We start from the raw sequence: 15,045 nt of genomic DNA, 5'->3' as shown, positions 1-15,045 counted from the left end.
GTACACCGGCCTGGTGCGCCAGGGCGACCGAGTCGTCGGTGCTGCCGCCGTCCACCAGTATCAGCTCGGCAGATGCGTCATAGTGGCATAGCTCCCTCAGGGTTTCGGGCAGGGAGTCGGCTTCGTTCAGCATCGGCATGATGATCGACAGGCTCATGACGGTCAGGACTCGTCGTGCAGGGCGCCGCCGCAGCTGCTGCCCTGGCCGGCGGTGCAACCATAACAATGCTCGGCTACCCGTATCGGCTGGCCTTCCAGCTCCCGGTGCAACAGATCCTGCAGGTGAGGTCGGCTTTCTGCTTTACTACCTTCTTTGCCCCCCTTTTTACCGTCATCCGGCAGTCGCAGCCCCAGTTGCTGGTTGAAGTCGCAGTCGTACAGGTAACCCTGCCAGTCCACACTCACCAGGTTGCGGCACATCAGGCCGGGCAGGTTGGCGGCGGAGAAGTTGTCTTTCAGCAGGCGCAGATAATCGTGAAACTGGCGCTTGCTGATCAGGTAATCGCCGAACCGCTTGATGGGCATGTTGGCCAGGGCGAACAGGTGATTGAAGCGAATGTCGAAGTGCTCCATCAGCTCACGGCGATAGGCCGCCTCAAGCCCCTGCTGTTCGGGGGGCAGGGTCGGCCCCTGGGGGTTGTAAACCAGGTTCAGCACCAGCCCGGAGCCGGGCTGGCCGTAACCCAGCTTGTTCAGCTGTTGCAGGGCGGCGATGCTCTTGTTGAAGGTGCCCTTGCCACGCTGGCGGTCGACGTTATCGATCTCAAAGCAGGGCAGGGAGGCCACGATTTCCACCTGCTGTTCGGCCAGAAAGTCGGCCAGGGTTTCCTGACCCGGCTCGAACAAAATGGTGAGGTTGCAGCGGTCGATGACGGTCACGCCAAGCTTGCGGGCGGCCACCACCAGCTCGCGAAAGCGAGGGTGCATCTCGGGGGCACCGCCGGTCAGGTCCAGGGTGTCAAGCTTGCGCGCCTCCAGCACCTGGGGGATCAGCGCCAGATTGGCGTCGTCCATCATCTCGGTGCGGTGGGGGCCGGCGGCCACATGGCAGTGCACGCATTTCATGTTGCACATGTAGCCCATGTTCACCTGCAGCGTATCCAGCGCCTGGCGGCGAACGGCAGGGAAGTCGGTCAAATCAAGCAGGGGCAGTGTGTCTCGCATCGTGATTCCTTTATCGAGTGGGGCCGTTTTCCGGCTTGTCGCTTGTGTCATCATCCGATTTGGCGACGTAGGCCCTGGCCAGTGATCGTATGACCGGTAATTGCCGTTCGAAATTGCGACAGCCCTTGCACATCATGGTGTGCAGCGCCAGTGACAGTTTTTCGCCGGTGCTCAGCGGACGTTCCTGGCTTTCGGACATCAGCCGGGTGGCTTTGTGACAGCTCAGCATGCGCAGTCTCCTTGTTTTTGCCATGTGTTTTCCAGACATTCGCGCAGTCGCAACCGAGCCCGATACAGCAACACATTGAGGTTGCTGACGGTCAGATTCAGCTCGCGGCAGATCTCTGGGCTTTCCAGGCCGACAAACTCGCGCATCATGAAGGTGCGGCCCTGATTGGGCGGCAATTTATCCAGACACAGCTCGAACAGGGTCCAGAACTCGTCGTCTTCCCGGCTGCTTTCGGGAGCGCTCCATTCCACCGGTCGCTCTTCCCTGTGCCACATGCCCCGTTGATTGAACAACTGCTCTTCCAGATCGTTAGAGTCGTCACCGCCGAGACTGGCGATGGTGACCAGGCGCTGATTTTTGCGGATCACATCGACAATCTTGTGTTTGAGGATGGCAAATACCCAGTTCTTGTAGGCGGCGCGACCGTTGAAGCTGTCCGCATACTTGAAGGCGCCGAGCAGGGCCTCCTGCACCGCGTCTTCTGCAAGCTGAGCGTCTTGCAGTTGCAGAGTGGCAAAGCGCAGCATTTGGCGGCGCAATTCATCGGACAATAGTGGGTCTGAAGTGCTATGTCTCTGATCCATAATGACTCTTTTTTGTGGTAGCGGGTCCTTCCCATTGATTAGACTCTAACGCCACCGGCGTTGTGCTACCAGCATTGTCTGTGTTGTTATAACCATGTCGTTAAACCACGGTATTTAAACCAATGTTGTTATGACTCAGTCGTGGCCAAAGCAGGTTTTATTACAGTACGGATGAATTCAGGGGAAGATAACCTTATGCAGCAGGGAGCAGGCTTATGAGCCAGTATCGAATTTTCAAGGTGGAAGATGCCATCGCCTATGTGCGAGAGGCGGCGGGGCAGGGAGGCGAGGTGCCCTTGCAGGGCGAGGAAATCGGCGACGGCAACCTGAATCAGGTGTTTCGGGTGTGGAAACCGGGCGAGTCGCGCGGCTTTATCGTCAAGCAGGCGCTGCCCTATATTCGCTGCATCGGCGAGTCCTGGCCGCTAACCCGGGATCGGGCCCGTATCGAGGCACAAATACTGCTGCGCCATGGCAGTGTCTGCCCGGAATACACGGTAGAGGTGTTGCACCACGACCCTGAGCTGTCGGTAATGCTGCTCGAAGACTTGTCCGATCACCAGGTGTGGCGTCAGGCCCTGCTTGAAGACGCGTCTTTTCCCGAGGCGGCGGCGCAGCTGGGCCGGTATCTGGCCCGGGTGCACTATCACAGCAGCGCCTTTCATCTCGATTATCAGGCGCAGCAGGCGGCGCAGATCGCCTTTGCCAACCCCGAGCTGATGGCCATTACCGAGGAAGTCTTTTTTGTAGACCCGTTTCGGGATCACGAGCGTAACAACGTCGAGCCCTTGATCCGCGCCGAGGCGGAGCAACAGTGGGCCGATGCGGCGTTAAAAGTGAAGGTTGCCACTCTCAAACACGACTTTCGCTGCAAAGGCGAGGCCCTGCTGCACGGCGACTTGCATACCGGATCCGTGATGGTGGCGGCCGGCAAGCTCAAGGTGATAGACGCCGAATTTGGTGGCTATGGCCCCATGGGCTTCGATCTGGGCGTGATATTTGCCAATCTGCTGCTGAACTTCTGCAGCCAGCCGGGGCGGCATCCGGCCGATGCCGGCCAGCGTTATCAGCACAGACGAATAGAAGAAATACTCACCCTGTGGCGTAGTTTCAAGGCTGATTTTGTCACTCTGGAGGCCAAGAGCCCGGATCCGGCGCTGGCCGAGCCGGGGTATGTGCAGGCCTTTATGCGACGAGTATGGCGAGACGCGCTGGGTTATGCGGGTTGCGAGATGGTTCGCCGCACCATCGGCATCGCCCATGTGGTGGATCTGGACGGCATCGAAGACCCGGACCGGCGCGCGCCCTGTCAGCGGCAGGCGCTGGCGCTGGGACGTACCCTTGTCATGGAGGCAGAGCAATTGGACGAAGAACAACTCAGGGTGCTATTGCTCGAATGGGTGAGCTAACCGAAGACCAAGCGGTCTCTTCGTGACACCCCCACCCAGCCTCCCCCTGGCGACAGGCCGCCGTTACGCCTGTATCTCCGCTGCTCAGGGGGAGGAGAAAAAAGACCGCGATCTCTTCAGGAAACGCTGGTTTATTCCCTCCCCTTTAATGCCCAATATACAGGACTGTTGCGGGGTGCAACGCAAGGGGAGGGGTAGGGTGGGGTGTCTGTACCGTTTTTTCTTTCCGGTTAAATTTTGTAAGGCTCCACGCTGGTGCCTTGCAGCGAATAGGCGGCGTCCCCCATTTCATGGCTGGCGCCCACGGTGCGCAGGGTGCCGGTGACCCAGACTGCATCCCAGAGATCGTCCACCTGGGCCCCGGCCGGATACTCCACATAGACTATCTGGTTGGTGGGTGGCGGCGGCACATGGATGCAGGCGCCGAAGTAGGGCACCAGCAAGAAGGCGGTCACCTGCTTGCTATCGCCTTCCAGCGGCACCACAAAGCCGGGTAGCCGTACCTTGCGGCCGTTCAGGCTCGGCACCACCTTGCCGACGGGCTGGCCGGGAATGGCGAATTCATCATCGTGATCCACCTCGGGAAACGGCGGCGGATTCAGTTGCTCTTCCAGCGGGATCAGGTCGTCCCATTCCAGCAAGCTGTAGTCGTCGGCCCAGGCTCGGGGGACCAGCAGAGCCAGGGTGGCGAAGCAGATGGCAATTATCTTCATCAGGGGTGGGTGCGTCTTCAATGGTTGATACTCATTCCGTCGTTAACCGAATAAAAATAGGCCCGTACCGCCGGCAGCAGGCCGATGGTCATGCCTGCCAGCAGGGTCAGACCAATAAGACGCCATTCGCCCGCCTCGGGCAGACCCGGGTACAGCAAAAGACCATATTGGGCCTGCACCAATGGGGCCAGCAGTTGCAGCGAGCCATATAGTAGCGCCAGACCCAGCAATACGCCAAGGGCGGTGAGCAGCGCGGCCTCCAGCGCCAGCAGGCCGAAGAGGTGACGTGGGCCAGCCCCCAGGGCGCGCAGTATGGCCAGCTCCCGGCGTCGGGCCGAAAGTCCCGCCAGCAGAGTGGTGAGCATGCCCAGCAGGCCGGCCACCACCACAAACAGGGCGATGAAGGCGATGGCTTTTTCTGCGATGCCAAGCAGACTCCACAGCTCGTGCAGGGCGCTGCCCGGCAGTATGGCCGACAGCGGCTCGGCCCTATAACCGTTGATGGCGCGTTGCAGCCCGAACACCTGTACCTTGTTGCTCATGCCCACCAGAAAGGCGGTAATGGAGTCGGGAGTAAGATCGGCGGCGCGGGCCTGCTCGGGTGAAAGAGTCAGGGTCTTGCGGCCGCTCTGCCAGCCGAGATGGATGGCTTCCAGCCCGTCCAGCCGCACGTGTACCGTTTTGTCGACCGGGGTGCCGGTGGGCGCCAGAATGCCGACCAGGGTAAAGGGCAAGTCGTCGTGCAGGCTGAACGAGGTGTTGCCGGCGCCGTGGGCAATGATCAGGGGATCACTTAATTTGTAGCCCAGGGTTTGCGCCACTTCGGAGCCGATCACCGCCTCGAAGGTGTCGTTGAAGGGGCGACCCTCGGCCAGCTGCAACGGCTGGTTGCGACCATAGGCGTAATGGCGGAAATAGTCCTGATTGGTGCCCAGCACCCGAAAGCCCTGATGGGAGTCACCCAGGGCGATGGGAATGGTCCAGGCAACGCCCTTGTGCTTGCTGATGCGCTGATAGCTGTCCCAGCTGATGTTGTTGGTGGGATTGCCCAGGCGAAACACCGAATACAGCAGCAGGTTTATCTGGCCGGTACGGGCTCCGACGATGAGATCGGTGCCGGACAGGGTACGGGCGAAACTCTCTTTCATTTCTACCCGCACTTTTTCGACCCCCACCAGCAGCATCACGCTGATGGCGATGGCGGCCAGGGTCAGGCCGGCGGTCAGGCGCCGGGCCCAGAGACTTTTCAGTGCCAGTATCAACATCTTGCGTGCTCGTTCAGTTCAGAAAGGGAAACCACCCGGGAAAACAGCGGCTCCAGCGCCGGGTCATGGCTGACAAACACCAGGGTGCTGTGCTGGCGACTGCATTCCCGGAACAGCAGTTCGATAAAGGCGGCCCGGCTGTCGGCGTCGAGCGCGGAGGTGGGTTCGTCGGCAATCACCAGTTCGGGGAGGCCTATCAGTGCCCGCGCCGCCGCCACCCGCTGTTGCTGGCCGATGCTCAGCTTGTGCACCGGCTGCGTCCACAGTGCCGACGGCAGCTGCAGTTCGTTCAGCAGTCGTTCGGCCTCGGCGGTGGCGGAGGCCTGCAACTTACGGCGCTTGTGGCGGGAGAAGATCAGGGCAGAGGTGACGTTTTCGGTGACCGACAGAAAGGGCAGCAGGTTGAATTGCTGAAAGATGTAGCCCAGATGATCGGCCCTGAAACGGTCCCGAGCCCGGCCCGAGAGGCGCGACAGATCCCTGTCCAGTACCTTCAACTGGCCGCTGTTGGCCTGCTGTATGCCGGCCAGCAGGCCGAGCAGGGTACTCTTGCCGCTGCCGCTGGGGCCCTTGATAAAGAGCCGCTCACCGGCGGCTAGTTCAAAATGCGGGATCTGCAGAATAGCTTGCTGGCCGGGCCAGGCGAAGCGGAGATCCCTTATCGATATCAGTGTGCTCATGGGCTCTTACCAGCTGAAGGCGGGCTGGTTGGGGGTGAGGGTGCTGGCAATCTGGCCAGAAGGCACTATGCCCTGCAGCTCGACCCGGGTCAGGCTGGGAAATTGCTCGAACAGGGTGGTTGAGAGACTGTTCAGCGCCTGGGGCTGCTGGCACTGATAGCGATACTGGACCAGCACGTCGTTGTGGCCATCTTCATCTTCATGGTGCTCGTGTTCGTCTGCAGCTTCATGGGCGTGATCATGATGGTCTGTCTGTTCGTGCTCGTCCAGCTCATGGGAATGGGCGCCTTCCTCAACCAACTGGCTGTCGATAAGCCTGCAGGCGGCAGTCTCGGGCAGGCTGAACAGCATTTCGGCCTGTTGCACCCGGCTCAGGGCGGCGGTTAGTTGGGCTTGCTCGGTATCGTCGGCTGGCAGGTGTTCGAAGCCGACAATGTCGGCCGCCGGCGCCAGCAGTTCCAGCACCAGCTGTTGTTGATCCAGAGCCAGGCTGAGGCGGCCGAAGCCGTGCTCGTGTACGCCGGGTAAACTCTGGGCGAACAGGCTGAAGGGCAGCAGGGGCATGGCGAAGGCGAAAGGTTTGAGGGACATAACAGACTCCGATAAATTTTGTTATGTTATAACGTCTTCAGCTGGGGCTGTAAAGAGGCCATGTTCCGTTCGAATGAAGTCGATAAAGGCCTGCTCGGCCCGGGACAGGCGGCGGTCGTTGGGCCAGGCCAGACAGAGGTCGAGAAAGTAGGGCTCGGCAAAAGACACCGGGAACAGGTCGGGGTCGTCCTTGATCGCCATGCGTAGAAAGGTGGTGATGGCAAAGCCCTGACGCACCACCGCCTTGAGTAGTGGGATCAGGTTGCTCTCGAAGCCGATATGGGGCTGGATGCCGGTCTGCTTCGCCATCTCGTCGATATATTCCCGGTGAAAGAAGCCGTGGCGAAACACCGCCAGTTCCTGCCCGAGAAAGTCGTCGATGGTGATGGACGCCTGATGCCGGGCCGGGTGGTCGCCATCGACCACCGCCACCATTTCTTCTCGCAGCAGGGGCAGGCCGGTCAAGGCCGGCGGCAGGGAGGAGGTCAGTACTATGCCGAGGCCGAGCTGGCCTTGGCACAGCCGGGCTAGCAGATCCTGAGTGCCGGCCTCAATAACCCGAATCGACAACCCCGGATACTGGTGCTTGAACGCCATCAGCAGCGGCGGAAAATAAAAGGAGCCCAGCATGCTGGGAATGCCGATACAGACTTCGCCGCTATTGAGGTCGTGTAGCGCCGCCATGTCCTGCTCGGCCAGGGTGAGGGCATTGAGGATCAGCTCGGCGTGTTGATAGAGCCGCTCACCCTCTACGGTGAGTTGCAGGCGGCCCTGGCGGCGGTCGAACAGGGCGATGCCGAGCCGTTGTTCCAGCTTCTTGATGGTCATGGTAACGGCGGGCTGGGCCAGGTGCAGCCGCTCGGCGGCGCGGGTGATGTTGCCCTCTCGGGCCACGGCGGCAAACTGGCGTAACCATTTGGTTTCAAGCATAAGGTCTGGTTATTTTTTTCATAAGTTTTATATATTTCATTTATACGCAGGTGGGGATTAAGGTCAAGGTTCTGATCCGGGAGTAAGCCATGATCGATCTGAAAACCCCACTCTGGTGGCGTGCCACCCTGGCATTGGGCCTGGGCTCCATGCTGGTGTTCATCAACCTCTATCTGACTCAACCCCTGTTGCCCCTGCTGGCCCGGGACTTCGAGCTGTCGGCATTGTCCGCCAGCTGGGCCTTGTCCATCTCGACCCTGGGGCTGGCCATCGGTCTGCTGTTCTGGGCGCGGGTCGCCGACCGGCTTGGGCGCAAACCGGTGATGCTGGGCTGCTTGCTGGTGGCCATTCTGTTGAGCCTGCTGATGGCGTGGCTGCCGGGCTTTGGCTGGCTGCTGGCGGTGCGGGGCCTGCAGGGGTTTTTTCTGGCCGGATTGCCGGCCACGGCGGTGGCCTATATGGGCGAAGAGTTTACCCCCAGGGCTCTGGTCACCAGCATTGGCATCTACATTGCCGCCAACTCCCTGGGCGGTATCGCCGGACGGGTGTTCGGCGGCCTGCTGGCCCAATGGGGAGAGCAGTTGGGAGAGTTGGGGGGGGAACAGTGGTTCGGTGGCTGGCAGACCAGCTTTCTGGTATTGGGTGCACTCAGCCTGCTGTTGTGGCTGCCGTTGCTGAAATGGCTACCGTCGTCGCAGAATTTTGTGCCGACCAGCAAAGGCGGGGGCATGAGCGCGCTGCTGGGCCATATCCGCAACCCGTTGCTGTGGCCCGTGTATCTGGTGGGCGGGCTTAACTTCATGGTGTTTCTGAACCAGTACACCTATGTGGCCTTCTATCTGGCGGCGCCGCCCATCCACATGGCGCCGGCGGCGCTGGGCTTGCTGTTTCTGACCTATCTTACCGGCACTTTCGCCTCCGGCATCAGCGGCTGGCTGATCAACCGCTTCGGGCTCTGCCGTACCCTGCTTGGCGCCATCGGCATCATGGCGGTTGGCAACCTCGGCCTGCTCAGCGATCGCTTGCCGGTGATCCTGCTGGCGCTATTGGTAGACAGCTTCGCCTTCTTTCTGGCCCATGCCTGTGCCAGCAGCTGGGTAGGGCGCAGCGTGCAGCAACACAGGGCCTTGGCGTCTTCCTTGTATCTGGTGTTTTACTATCTGGGTGCCAGTCTGGGCGGGCTTTATCTGTATCCCTTCTGGAGTTGGGCCGGGCTGCCCGGGGTGGCGCTGGGCATGATGCTGGTGTTGCTGGTCACGGCGGGCTTCAGCCTGCAGTTACTGCGGCGGGAACGGTTGATGGCAAACACCTCTGGTACGCAAAGTTTCTCGTAGGGTCCAATTTATTGGACCGCCAGGCCGGCATGCAGCGCCGCTGGTCGAATGAATTCGACCCTACGGAAAACACCGTATCGGGTGCTAAATCTCTTTATCTTTGAAGTAATCCGTGGGAACGGGTATCACCTCGCCTCGGGCTATTTCGAGGACGATGGTGTCGGCCAGGCTGCGTTGATGAAACTTGACCTGATAGGGCGGCAGGGCCAAGGTCAGCTCGGGTGCGGGGCCCTGTAACCCCTTGGTGTTGAAGGGCACCTCGGGATAGCTCTCCTGCAGCAGTGTGAGGTTGCCGACCACGATTTCGCCGTGTTCCAGGCCGTACCGGTGCTGCTTGCCGGCCTTGGGGGCGGCAAGCTCGATGCAGGGAATGGGTCCGAAGGGGCTGGCCAACGGGTGATGGAACTGAAAGGTGATGATGGGTCTGTTACCAATCATGCCCTCGACCAGACAGTCCCCAACCCGGGCCAGGGCGCTGCGCAGCCGTAGGTACTCTTGCTGGTCCGCCGCCCGATAACAGATATGATCCATGGGCCCCAGCGTCGTCGGCAGGCCATGGTCGAGCAGGCCCTGCTCCAGTTCATCCAGAAACTGGCGAGGTTCGCCCAGCAGTTCATCCAGTGTCGGCATCGGCGGCTCGGTGATGATGGAAAAGATAGAGAAATGTTACCCCAGTCCCCGGGCTTTGGCTAACGTCCAACGGGTTAACACCGTAAAAACGGTGATAGTTCAGTCGATTAGCATATAACTATCAGTTATTAGTACATGACAAAGAGGATATTCTTACAGGGTCTGATAATATTTAGTTACGTTACCTTAATGTTGAGCCGCCATGAAACTGCAGCAGTTACGCTATATCGTTGAAGTTGCCAATCACAATCTGAATGTGTCCGCTACCGCCGAGAGCCTTTACACCTCTCAACCCGGGATCAGCAAGCAGGTGCGGATGCTGGAAGATGAGCTGGGCATCCAGGTGTTTGAGCGTAGTGGCAAGCATCTGACTCAGGTGACACCGGCGGGCAAGGATATCATCCGTATTTCCAGCGAGATCCTCGGCAAGGTCGAGAGCATCAAGGCGGTGGCGAGCCAGCATACGCATCCGGATCAGGGGTCGCTCAACATTTCCACTACCCACACCCAGGCTCGTTATGCGTTGCCGGATGTGATCAAGGGCTTCATCAAACGCTATCCCAAGGTGTCGCTGCACATGCATCAGGGCACGCCGGTGCAGATCAGCGAGTCGGTGGCCAAGGGCTCGTCCGACTTTGCCATTGCCACCGAGGCGATGCATTTGTATCAGGACCTGATCATGCTGCCCTGTTACCACTGGAATCGCTGTATTCTGGTGCCCAAGGATCACCCGCTGGCCACCATCGACAAGCCGGATATCGCCGACATCGCCCATTATTCGCTGGTGACTTATGTGTTTGGCTTTACCGGTCGTTCCGAGCTGGACATTGCCTTTAACAAGGCCGGTTTCGAGCCCAAGGTGGTGTTTACCGCCACCGACGCCGACGTGATCAAGACCTATGTGCGGTTGGGAATAGGCATAGGCGTGCTCGCCAGCATGGCGGTAGATCCGGTGCACGACACTGATCTGGTGGCAATAGACGCCAGTCACTTGTTTGCGGCCAGCACCACCAAGATAGGTTTTCGCAAGGGGACCTTTCTGCGCAGCTACATGTACGACTTCATGGAGCGGTTTGCGCCTCACCTCACCCGCGAGCGGGTAGACAGAGCCACCGCCCTGAAATTACCGGATGAGATCGACAAGCTGTTCGAAGACGTGGAGCTGCCGGTACGCTGACCGCCTGTCTCTTCGTCATAATTCAGAACAGGAGAACAGCTTGGTTTGAAGCTCAATGTTTGCACATCGGACAAAGGGCCAGCTCCGCCGACTCGTTATGAATACATCTATGTACACTCTCCGTTTCGTCCCTGAAACGGAAGGTCGGCTGAGCAGATCCCTTTGTCCTCTTTGACGCTCCGGCGTCGCCTGTTGCCTCTTTATCCTGCTAGTTGATTTGTTTGCAGCTTACCGCTTACGGCTGATAGCTTAAGGCGTTATTCCCCCAGGCCCTTGCCGGCGTCTTCTTTGGCGATCAGCTCGATTTTGTAGCCGTCCGGATCTTCCACGAAGGCGATGACGGTGGTGCCGCCCTTGACCGGACCGGGCTCGCGGCTGACCTTGCCGCCGGCGACGCGGATTTGCTCGCACATGCCGTAGATGTCGTCGGCCTCGATGGCGATATGGCCATAGGCGTTGCCCAGATCATACTGCTCTGTACCCCAGTTGTAGGTCAGCTCCAGCACAGCTTCGTCTTCTTCCTTGCCGTAACCAACAAAGGCCAGGGTGTACTGGTATTCGGTGTTTTCGCTGGTGCGCAGTAGTTTCATGCCCATGATATCGGTATAGAAGGCGATGGACTTGTCGAGATTGCCGACGCGCAGCATGGTGTGCAGTATACGCATGATTAACACTCCCAGAGTGGTGTGGATGTATAGGTCGGGTGTTTCCCTTCATGGCGTTCAGCCATCGGGATATTGTTTTTCTTTAAATTCGCATAAATCTTCGATCACGCAAGAGCCGCAGCGCGGCTTGCGGGCGATGCAGGTATAGCGCCCGTGCAGGATAAACCAGTGGTGCACGTCCTGCTTGAACTCCGCCGGTACCCATTTCAGCAGCTTCTGCTCCACTTCGTCCACGTTCTTGCCCGGCGCAAAGCCGGTGCGGTTGGACAGCCGAAAAATATGGGTGTCGACCGCTATGGTGGGCCAGCCGAAGGCGGTGTTGAGCACCACGTTGGCGGTTTTGCGGCCCACGCCGGGCAGGGCTTCCAGCGCTTCCCGGTTTTCGGGGACTTCGCCGCCGTGTTGTTCCTGCAGTATGGCGCAGGTCTTGATAACGTTGACCGCCTTGGTGTTGAACAGGCCTATGGTCTTGATGTGTTCCCTGACGCCCTCTACCCCCAACGCAAGCATGTCGACGGGAGTGGGGCCGGCGGCAAAGAGGCCTATGGTGGCCTTGTTCACGCTCACGTCCGTGGCCTGGGCCGACAGCAGCACAGCGATCAGCAGTTCGAACGGATTGCGAAAATTCAGCTCAGTGGTGGGATGCGGATTTTCTGCCCGCAACCGCTCCAGGATCTGACGGCGTTTTTCCATGTTCATAACGAGGTGACTCGTGCTCGGGTGACTTCGGTCTTGGGCGCCGGTGCCAGTCGGGCCGCCAGTCGGCCGTCCAGCCAGTTCTTGGCGGCGATCATCAGCCCCAGGCCGATAAAGGCGCCGGGGGGCAGTATCGCCAGCAGAAAGCCGTTGTCCAGATGCAGCACGTCGATGCGCAGACTCGCGGCCCAGTCGCCCAGCAGCAGCTCGGCGCCGTCGAACAGGGTGCCCTGGCCCAGCAGTTCGCGCAGGCCGCCCAGTACCAGCAATACGGCGGTGAAGCCCAGGCCCATCATCAGGCCGTCCAGTGCCGCCAGCCCCGGCGTGGTCTTGGAGGCGAAGGCTTCGGCCCGGCCGATGATCACGCAGTTGGTGACAATCAGCGGAATAAAGATGCCCAGCGACTGATAAAGCCCATAGGTATAGGCGTTCATCAGCAACTGCACGCTGGTTACCAGGCTGGCGATGATCATCACGTAGATGGGAATGCGCACCTCATTTGGCACCCACTGGCGTACCAGGGAAACGGTGAGGTTGGAGCCAATCAACACCAGCATGGTGGCGATGCCCAGCCCCATGGCGTTGGTCAGAGTACTGGTCACCGCCAGTACCGGGCAGAGGCCGAGAATTTGCACCAGGGCCGGGTTATTGGTCCACAGCCCCTGACGGACGATGTCTTTATATTGTTCGCTCACAGGGATTCTCCACAAGAGGGGGCCTGAGTCAGCAGCCGGGGTTGCTGGTTGACCAGCAGCAGCACCTTGTGCACCGCCTTGACCACGGCTCTGGGGGTGATGGTGGCGCCGGTAAAGGCGTCGAACTGGCCGCCGTCGCTGCGTACCGCCCAGCGGGTGTCTTCTTCACCCAGCATCGACTGGCCGTTGAAGTCGAGCACCCAGGGGGACTTTTTCAGCTCGATCTTGTCACCCAGGCCCGGGGTTTCATTATGGTTGAGTACCCGCACCCCGTTCAGGGTGCCGTCTACCTTGACGCCGACCACCAGCTTGATCTCGCCGCTGTAGCCGTCGGGCGCCACGGCCTCGATGGCGTAACTTTGCGGTTGGCCGTCTTTCATGGCGGTGAAGACGGGCAGGGGATCAGAGGTACCCAGAAACTGTTCGCTGCTCAGCATGACGCAGTGATCGAACAGGGGTTCGTCGTGGCTGTCGGCAGGCAGCAGTTCGTCCAGCACCCGTAACAGCTGGGCCTGCTCCTGCTCTATGATGGTGTCTCTGGTCAGACTGTGGGTAAAGGCCACGAAGGCGGTGCAGCCGAGGGCGAACAGCGCCAGCGTCAGCCCGTTCTTGCGCATCATTTCCAGCATCAGCGGGCCGCTCCGTAGGTGGTGGGTTTGGTCAGCGCATCGATCATTGGCACTGTCATGTTGGCCAGCAGCACGGCGAAGGCCACCGCATCCGGATAGCCGCCGAAGGTGCGGATCAGGTAAATCAGCAGGCCGATCAGCACGCCGTAGATCAGGCGGCCACGGAAGGTGGTGGAGGCCGACACCGGATCGGTGGCGATGAAGAAGGCACCGATCATGGTGGCGCCCGACAGCAGGTGCATCATGGGGCTGGCGGTACCGTCCGGGGCAATCATAAAGCCAACCAGACTGAACAGCAGCAGGCTGCCGATAATGGCCACCGGAATGGGCCAGCTGATGAGTTTCAACCGCAGCAGCATCAGGCCGCCGGCCAGATAGGCCAGATTGACCCACTGCCAGCCGATGCCGGCCAGGCCACCGAATACCGGGGCGGCCAGTATTTCGCCGCCGGTATGGCCCTGGGTAAAGCCGGTTTTAAGGGTGTCGAGCGGGGTGGCCATGGTGGTGCCGTCGGCCAGCTCGCGCAGCTGGTGCGGGCTGAAACCGTCCAGGGTAAAGCCGGTGAAGATGGCGGACAGGCTGTCGGCGAAGGTCACCGGATACAGCTGTAGATCCAGTGGTGGCAGCCAGCTGGTCATGTGCAGCGGAAACGACACCAGTAGCAGCACGTAGGCCACCATGGCCGGATTGAACAGGTTCTGGCCTATACCGCCATAAAGATGCTTGGCCACGATAATGGCGAAAGCGGTGCCGATCACCACCAGCCACCAGGGTGCCAGCGATGGCAGGGCGATGCCGATCAGCAGGGCGGTCAGCAGTGCCGAGTTATCTCTGAGCTGGCTCAGACGACGGCCGCGCAGGGCCAGTACCAGGGCCTCGGCACCGTAGGCGGTGAGCACCGCCAGCACGATTTGGATCAGGCTGCCCCAGCCGAAAAACCACCACTGGGCGGCAATGCCCGGTATCAGGCAATAACAGACCCGCCGCATCAGGGTGGCGGTGTCGAGCGGAGCGCGATCATGGGGTGAGCTGCTGATTGTAAACGCCATTAGGACTCGTCTTCTCGATCGGATGGGGTGGATGCCGCCTGTTTCTCGGCCTCTGCCTGGGCGGCCTTACGCGCCTTGGCACGGGCGACGGCGGCCTTGATCGCCGCGGCTTTCGCTGCTTTCTTGGCAGCATCGGCATCGGCATCTTGCGGTGCAGGTTGGATCTGTGCCTCGGTGTTTGCCGGCTCTGCATCTGTGCCGGATGCCGGTTTTGCCGTAGCAGCGGCCTGTTCGGCCTTGCGGGCCTTGGCACGAGCGACCGCCGCCTTGATGGCCGCTTTTTTATCGTCTGCAGCGGCGTTCTCAGCCGGAGCTTCCGACTTGGGCGCGGCACCGCCTTCCTGTGCGGCTTTACGGGCCTTGGCTCGGGCGATGGCAGCTGCTACGGCGGCTTTCTTGTCGTTAGCCGCGGTGCCATCATCTGCTGCGCTGTCGGTCTTCTCCGCCGGTGCCTCGGCCTGAGGCGCGGCAACGCCTTCCTGTACGGCTTTGCGCGCCTTGGCGCGGGCGATGGCGGCGGCCACGGCAGACTTCTTGTCGTCTGCAGCGGAGCCATTGTCGGCTGCGCTGTCGGTCTTCTCCGCCGTTGCCTCGGCCTGAGGCGC

18 protein-coding genes and 1 pseudogene are annotated in these 15,045 nt (G+C 60.4%); 3 read left to right on the top strand and 16 right to left on the bottom strand.

The features are described from left to right. From UN63_RS15290 to UN63_RS15275, 4 genes are all read right to left on the bottom strand, one after another. A partial coding sequence (locus tag UN63_RS15290) for a glycosyltransferase (protein ID WP_280530390.1) occupies positions 1 to 139 on the bottom strand: 139 nt, incomplete at its 3' end. 23 nt (positions 140 to 162) lie between these two features. Further along, entirely contained in the window at positions 163 to 1,164 is a 1,002-nt protein-coding gene (arsS, locus tag UN63_RS15285; RefSeq protein WP_104488193.1) for an arsenosugar biosynthesis radical SAM (seleno)protein ArsS, read from the bottom strand. Between the two features lie 10 nt (positions 1,165 to 1,174). After that, entirely contained in the window at positions 1,175 to 1,393 is a 219-nt protein-coding gene (locus tag UN63_RS15280; protein ID WP_104488191.1) for an anti-sigma factor family protein, read from the bottom strand. Beyond that, positions 1,387 to 1,977: a sigma-70 family RNA polymerase sigma factor gene (locus UN63_RS15275; RefSeq protein WP_104488189.1), complete on the bottom strand. Its 591-nt coding sequence runs from the start codon at positions 1,975 to 1,977 to the stop codon at positions 1,387 to 1,389. Before UN63_RS15275 ends, UN63_RS15280 begins: the two co-directional genes overlap by 7 nt. A 215-nt stretch (positions 1,978 to 2,192) precedes the next feature. Between UN63_RS15275 and mtnK the strand changes: the two genes are divergently transcribed. After that, on the top strand, positions 2,193 to 3,386 hold the full coding sequence (mtnK, locus tag UN63_RS15270) for an S-methyl-5-thioribose kinase (RefSeq protein ID WP_104488187.1): 1,194 nt from the start codon (positions 2,193 to 2,195) through the stop codon (positions 3,384 to 3,386). Between the two features lie 230 nt (positions 3,387 to 3,616). Here the strand turns inward: mtnK and UN63_RS15265 are convergent, their stop codons facing one another. The 5 genes from UN63_RS15265 to UN63_RS15245 are packed head-to-tail and all read right to left on the bottom strand — an operon-like array spanning position 3,617 to position 7,565. Further along, complete coding sequence (locus UN63_RS15265; protein ID WP_104488184.1) at positions 3,617 to 4,099, bottom strand: DUF3299 domain-containing protein; 483 nt, start codon at positions 4,097 to 4,099, stop codon at positions 3,617 to 3,619. A gap of 17 nt (positions 4,100 to 4,116) precedes the next feature. Then, complete coding sequence (locus UN63_RS15260; protein ID WP_104488181.1) at positions 4,117 to 5,364, bottom strand: ABC transporter permease; 1,248 nt, start codon at positions 5,362 to 5,364, stop codon at positions 4,117 to 4,119. After that, positions 5,358 to 6,044, bottom strand: coding sequence for an ABC transporter ATP-binding protein (locus tag UN63_RS15255; RefSeq protein ID WP_104488178.1), 687 nt, complete (start codon positions 6,042 to 6,044; stop codon positions 5,358 to 5,360). The genes UN63_RS15260 and UN63_RS15255 overlap by 7 nt, the downstream gene beginning before the upstream one ends. 6 nt (positions 6,045 to 6,050) lie before the next feature. Beyond that, positions 6,051 to 6,635, bottom strand: coding sequence for a DUF2796 domain-containing protein (locus tag UN63_RS15250; protein ID WP_104488176.1), 585 nt, complete (start codon positions 6,633 to 6,635; stop codon positions 6,051 to 6,053). 21 nt (positions 6,636 to 6,656) lie between these two features. Further along, positions 6,657 to 7,565 (bottom strand): LysR family transcriptional regulator, encoded by a 909-nt coding sequence (locus UN63_RS15245; RefSeq protein ID WP_104488174.1) that lies wholly within the window; start codon positions 7,563 to 7,565, stop codon positions 6,657 to 6,659. 89 nt (positions 7,566 to 7,654) lie between these two features. Between UN63_RS15245 and UN63_RS15240 the strand changes: the two genes are divergently transcribed. Next, positions 7,655 to 8,899 (top strand): MFS transporter, encoded by a 1,245-nt coding sequence (locus tag UN63_RS15240; RefSeq protein ID WP_104488172.1) that lies wholly within the window; start codon positions 7,655 to 7,657, stop codon positions 8,897 to 8,899. An 84-nt stretch (positions 8,900 to 8,983) separates the two neighbouring features. Here the strand turns inward: UN63_RS15240 and UN63_RS15235 are convergent, their stop codons facing one another. Further along, positions 8,984 to 9,529 carry a VOC family protein gene (locus UN63_RS15235; RefSeq protein WP_104488170.1) on the bottom strand — a complete coding sequence of 182 codons (546 nt, stop codon included), beginning with the start codon at positions 9,527 to 9,529 and terminating at the stop codon, positions 8,984 to 8,986. Between the two features lie 202 nt (positions 9,530 to 9,731). On the opposite strand from UN63_RS15235, the gene cysB reads away from it, so the two are divergent. Further along, the gene (gene cysB / locus UN63_RS15230; protein WP_104488167.1) at positions 9,732 to 10,706 is read left to right on the top strand and encodes an HTH-type transcriptional regulator CysB; all 975 of its coding nucleotides are present in this window, start codon (positions 9,732 to 9,734) and stop codon (positions 10,704 to 10,706) included. Between the two features lie 257 nt (positions 10,707 to 10,963). On the opposite strand, the gene gloA is transcribed toward cysB, so the two are convergent. The 6 genes and pseudogenes from gloA to UN63_RS17125 all read right to left on the bottom strand — a co-directional run. Next, on the bottom strand, positions 10,964 to 11,371 hold the full coding sequence (gloA, locus tag UN63_RS15225) for a lactoylglutathione lyase (RefSeq protein WP_104488165.1): 408 nt from the start codon (positions 11,369 to 11,371) through the stop codon (positions 10,964 to 10,966). Positions 11,372 to 11,428: 57 nt separating this feature from the next. Continuing rightward, positions 11,429 to 12,070, bottom strand: a complete 642-nt coding sequence (nth, locus tag UN63_RS15220; protein ID WP_104488163.1) for an endonuclease III — start codon at positions 12,068 to 12,070, stop codon at positions 11,429 to 11,431. Then, positions 12,067 to 12,762, bottom strand: a complete 696-nt coding sequence (locus UN63_RS15215; protein WP_104488161.1) for an electron transport complex subunit E — start codon at positions 12,760 to 12,762, stop codon at positions 12,067 to 12,069. Before UN63_RS15215 ends, nth begins: the two co-directional genes overlap by 4 nt. Beyond that, positions 12,759 to 13,391 (bottom strand): electron transport complex subunit RsxG, encoded by a 633-nt coding sequence (gene rsxG, locus UN63_RS15210; protein ID WP_104488159.1) that lies wholly within the window; start codon positions 13,389 to 13,391, stop codon positions 12,759 to 12,761. Before rsxG ends, UN63_RS15215 begins: the two co-directional genes overlap by 4 nt. After that, on the bottom strand, positions 13,391 to 14,440 hold the full coding sequence (gene rsxD / locus UN63_RS15205) for an electron transport complex subunit RsxD (protein ID WP_104488157.1): 1,050 nt from the start codon (positions 14,438 to 14,440) through the stop codon (positions 13,391 to 13,393). Before rsxD ends, rsxG begins: the two co-directional genes overlap by 1 nt. Continuing rightward, positions 14,440 to 15,045, bottom strand: a pseudogene (locus UN63_RS17125) (electron transport complex subunit RsxC); the annotation flags it as partial. The gene rsxD and the pseudogene UN63_RS17125, both read right to left, overlap by 1 nt.

The organism is Oceanisphaera arctica (assembly GCF_002936955.1).
Classification (GTDB): Bacteria; Pseudomonadota; Gammaproteobacteria; order Enterobacterales; family Aeromonadaceae; genus Oceanimonas; species Oceanimonas arctica.
Note: the sequence above shows the minus strand (reverse complement) of the source record. Positions and strands in the feature narration are given on the sequence as shown.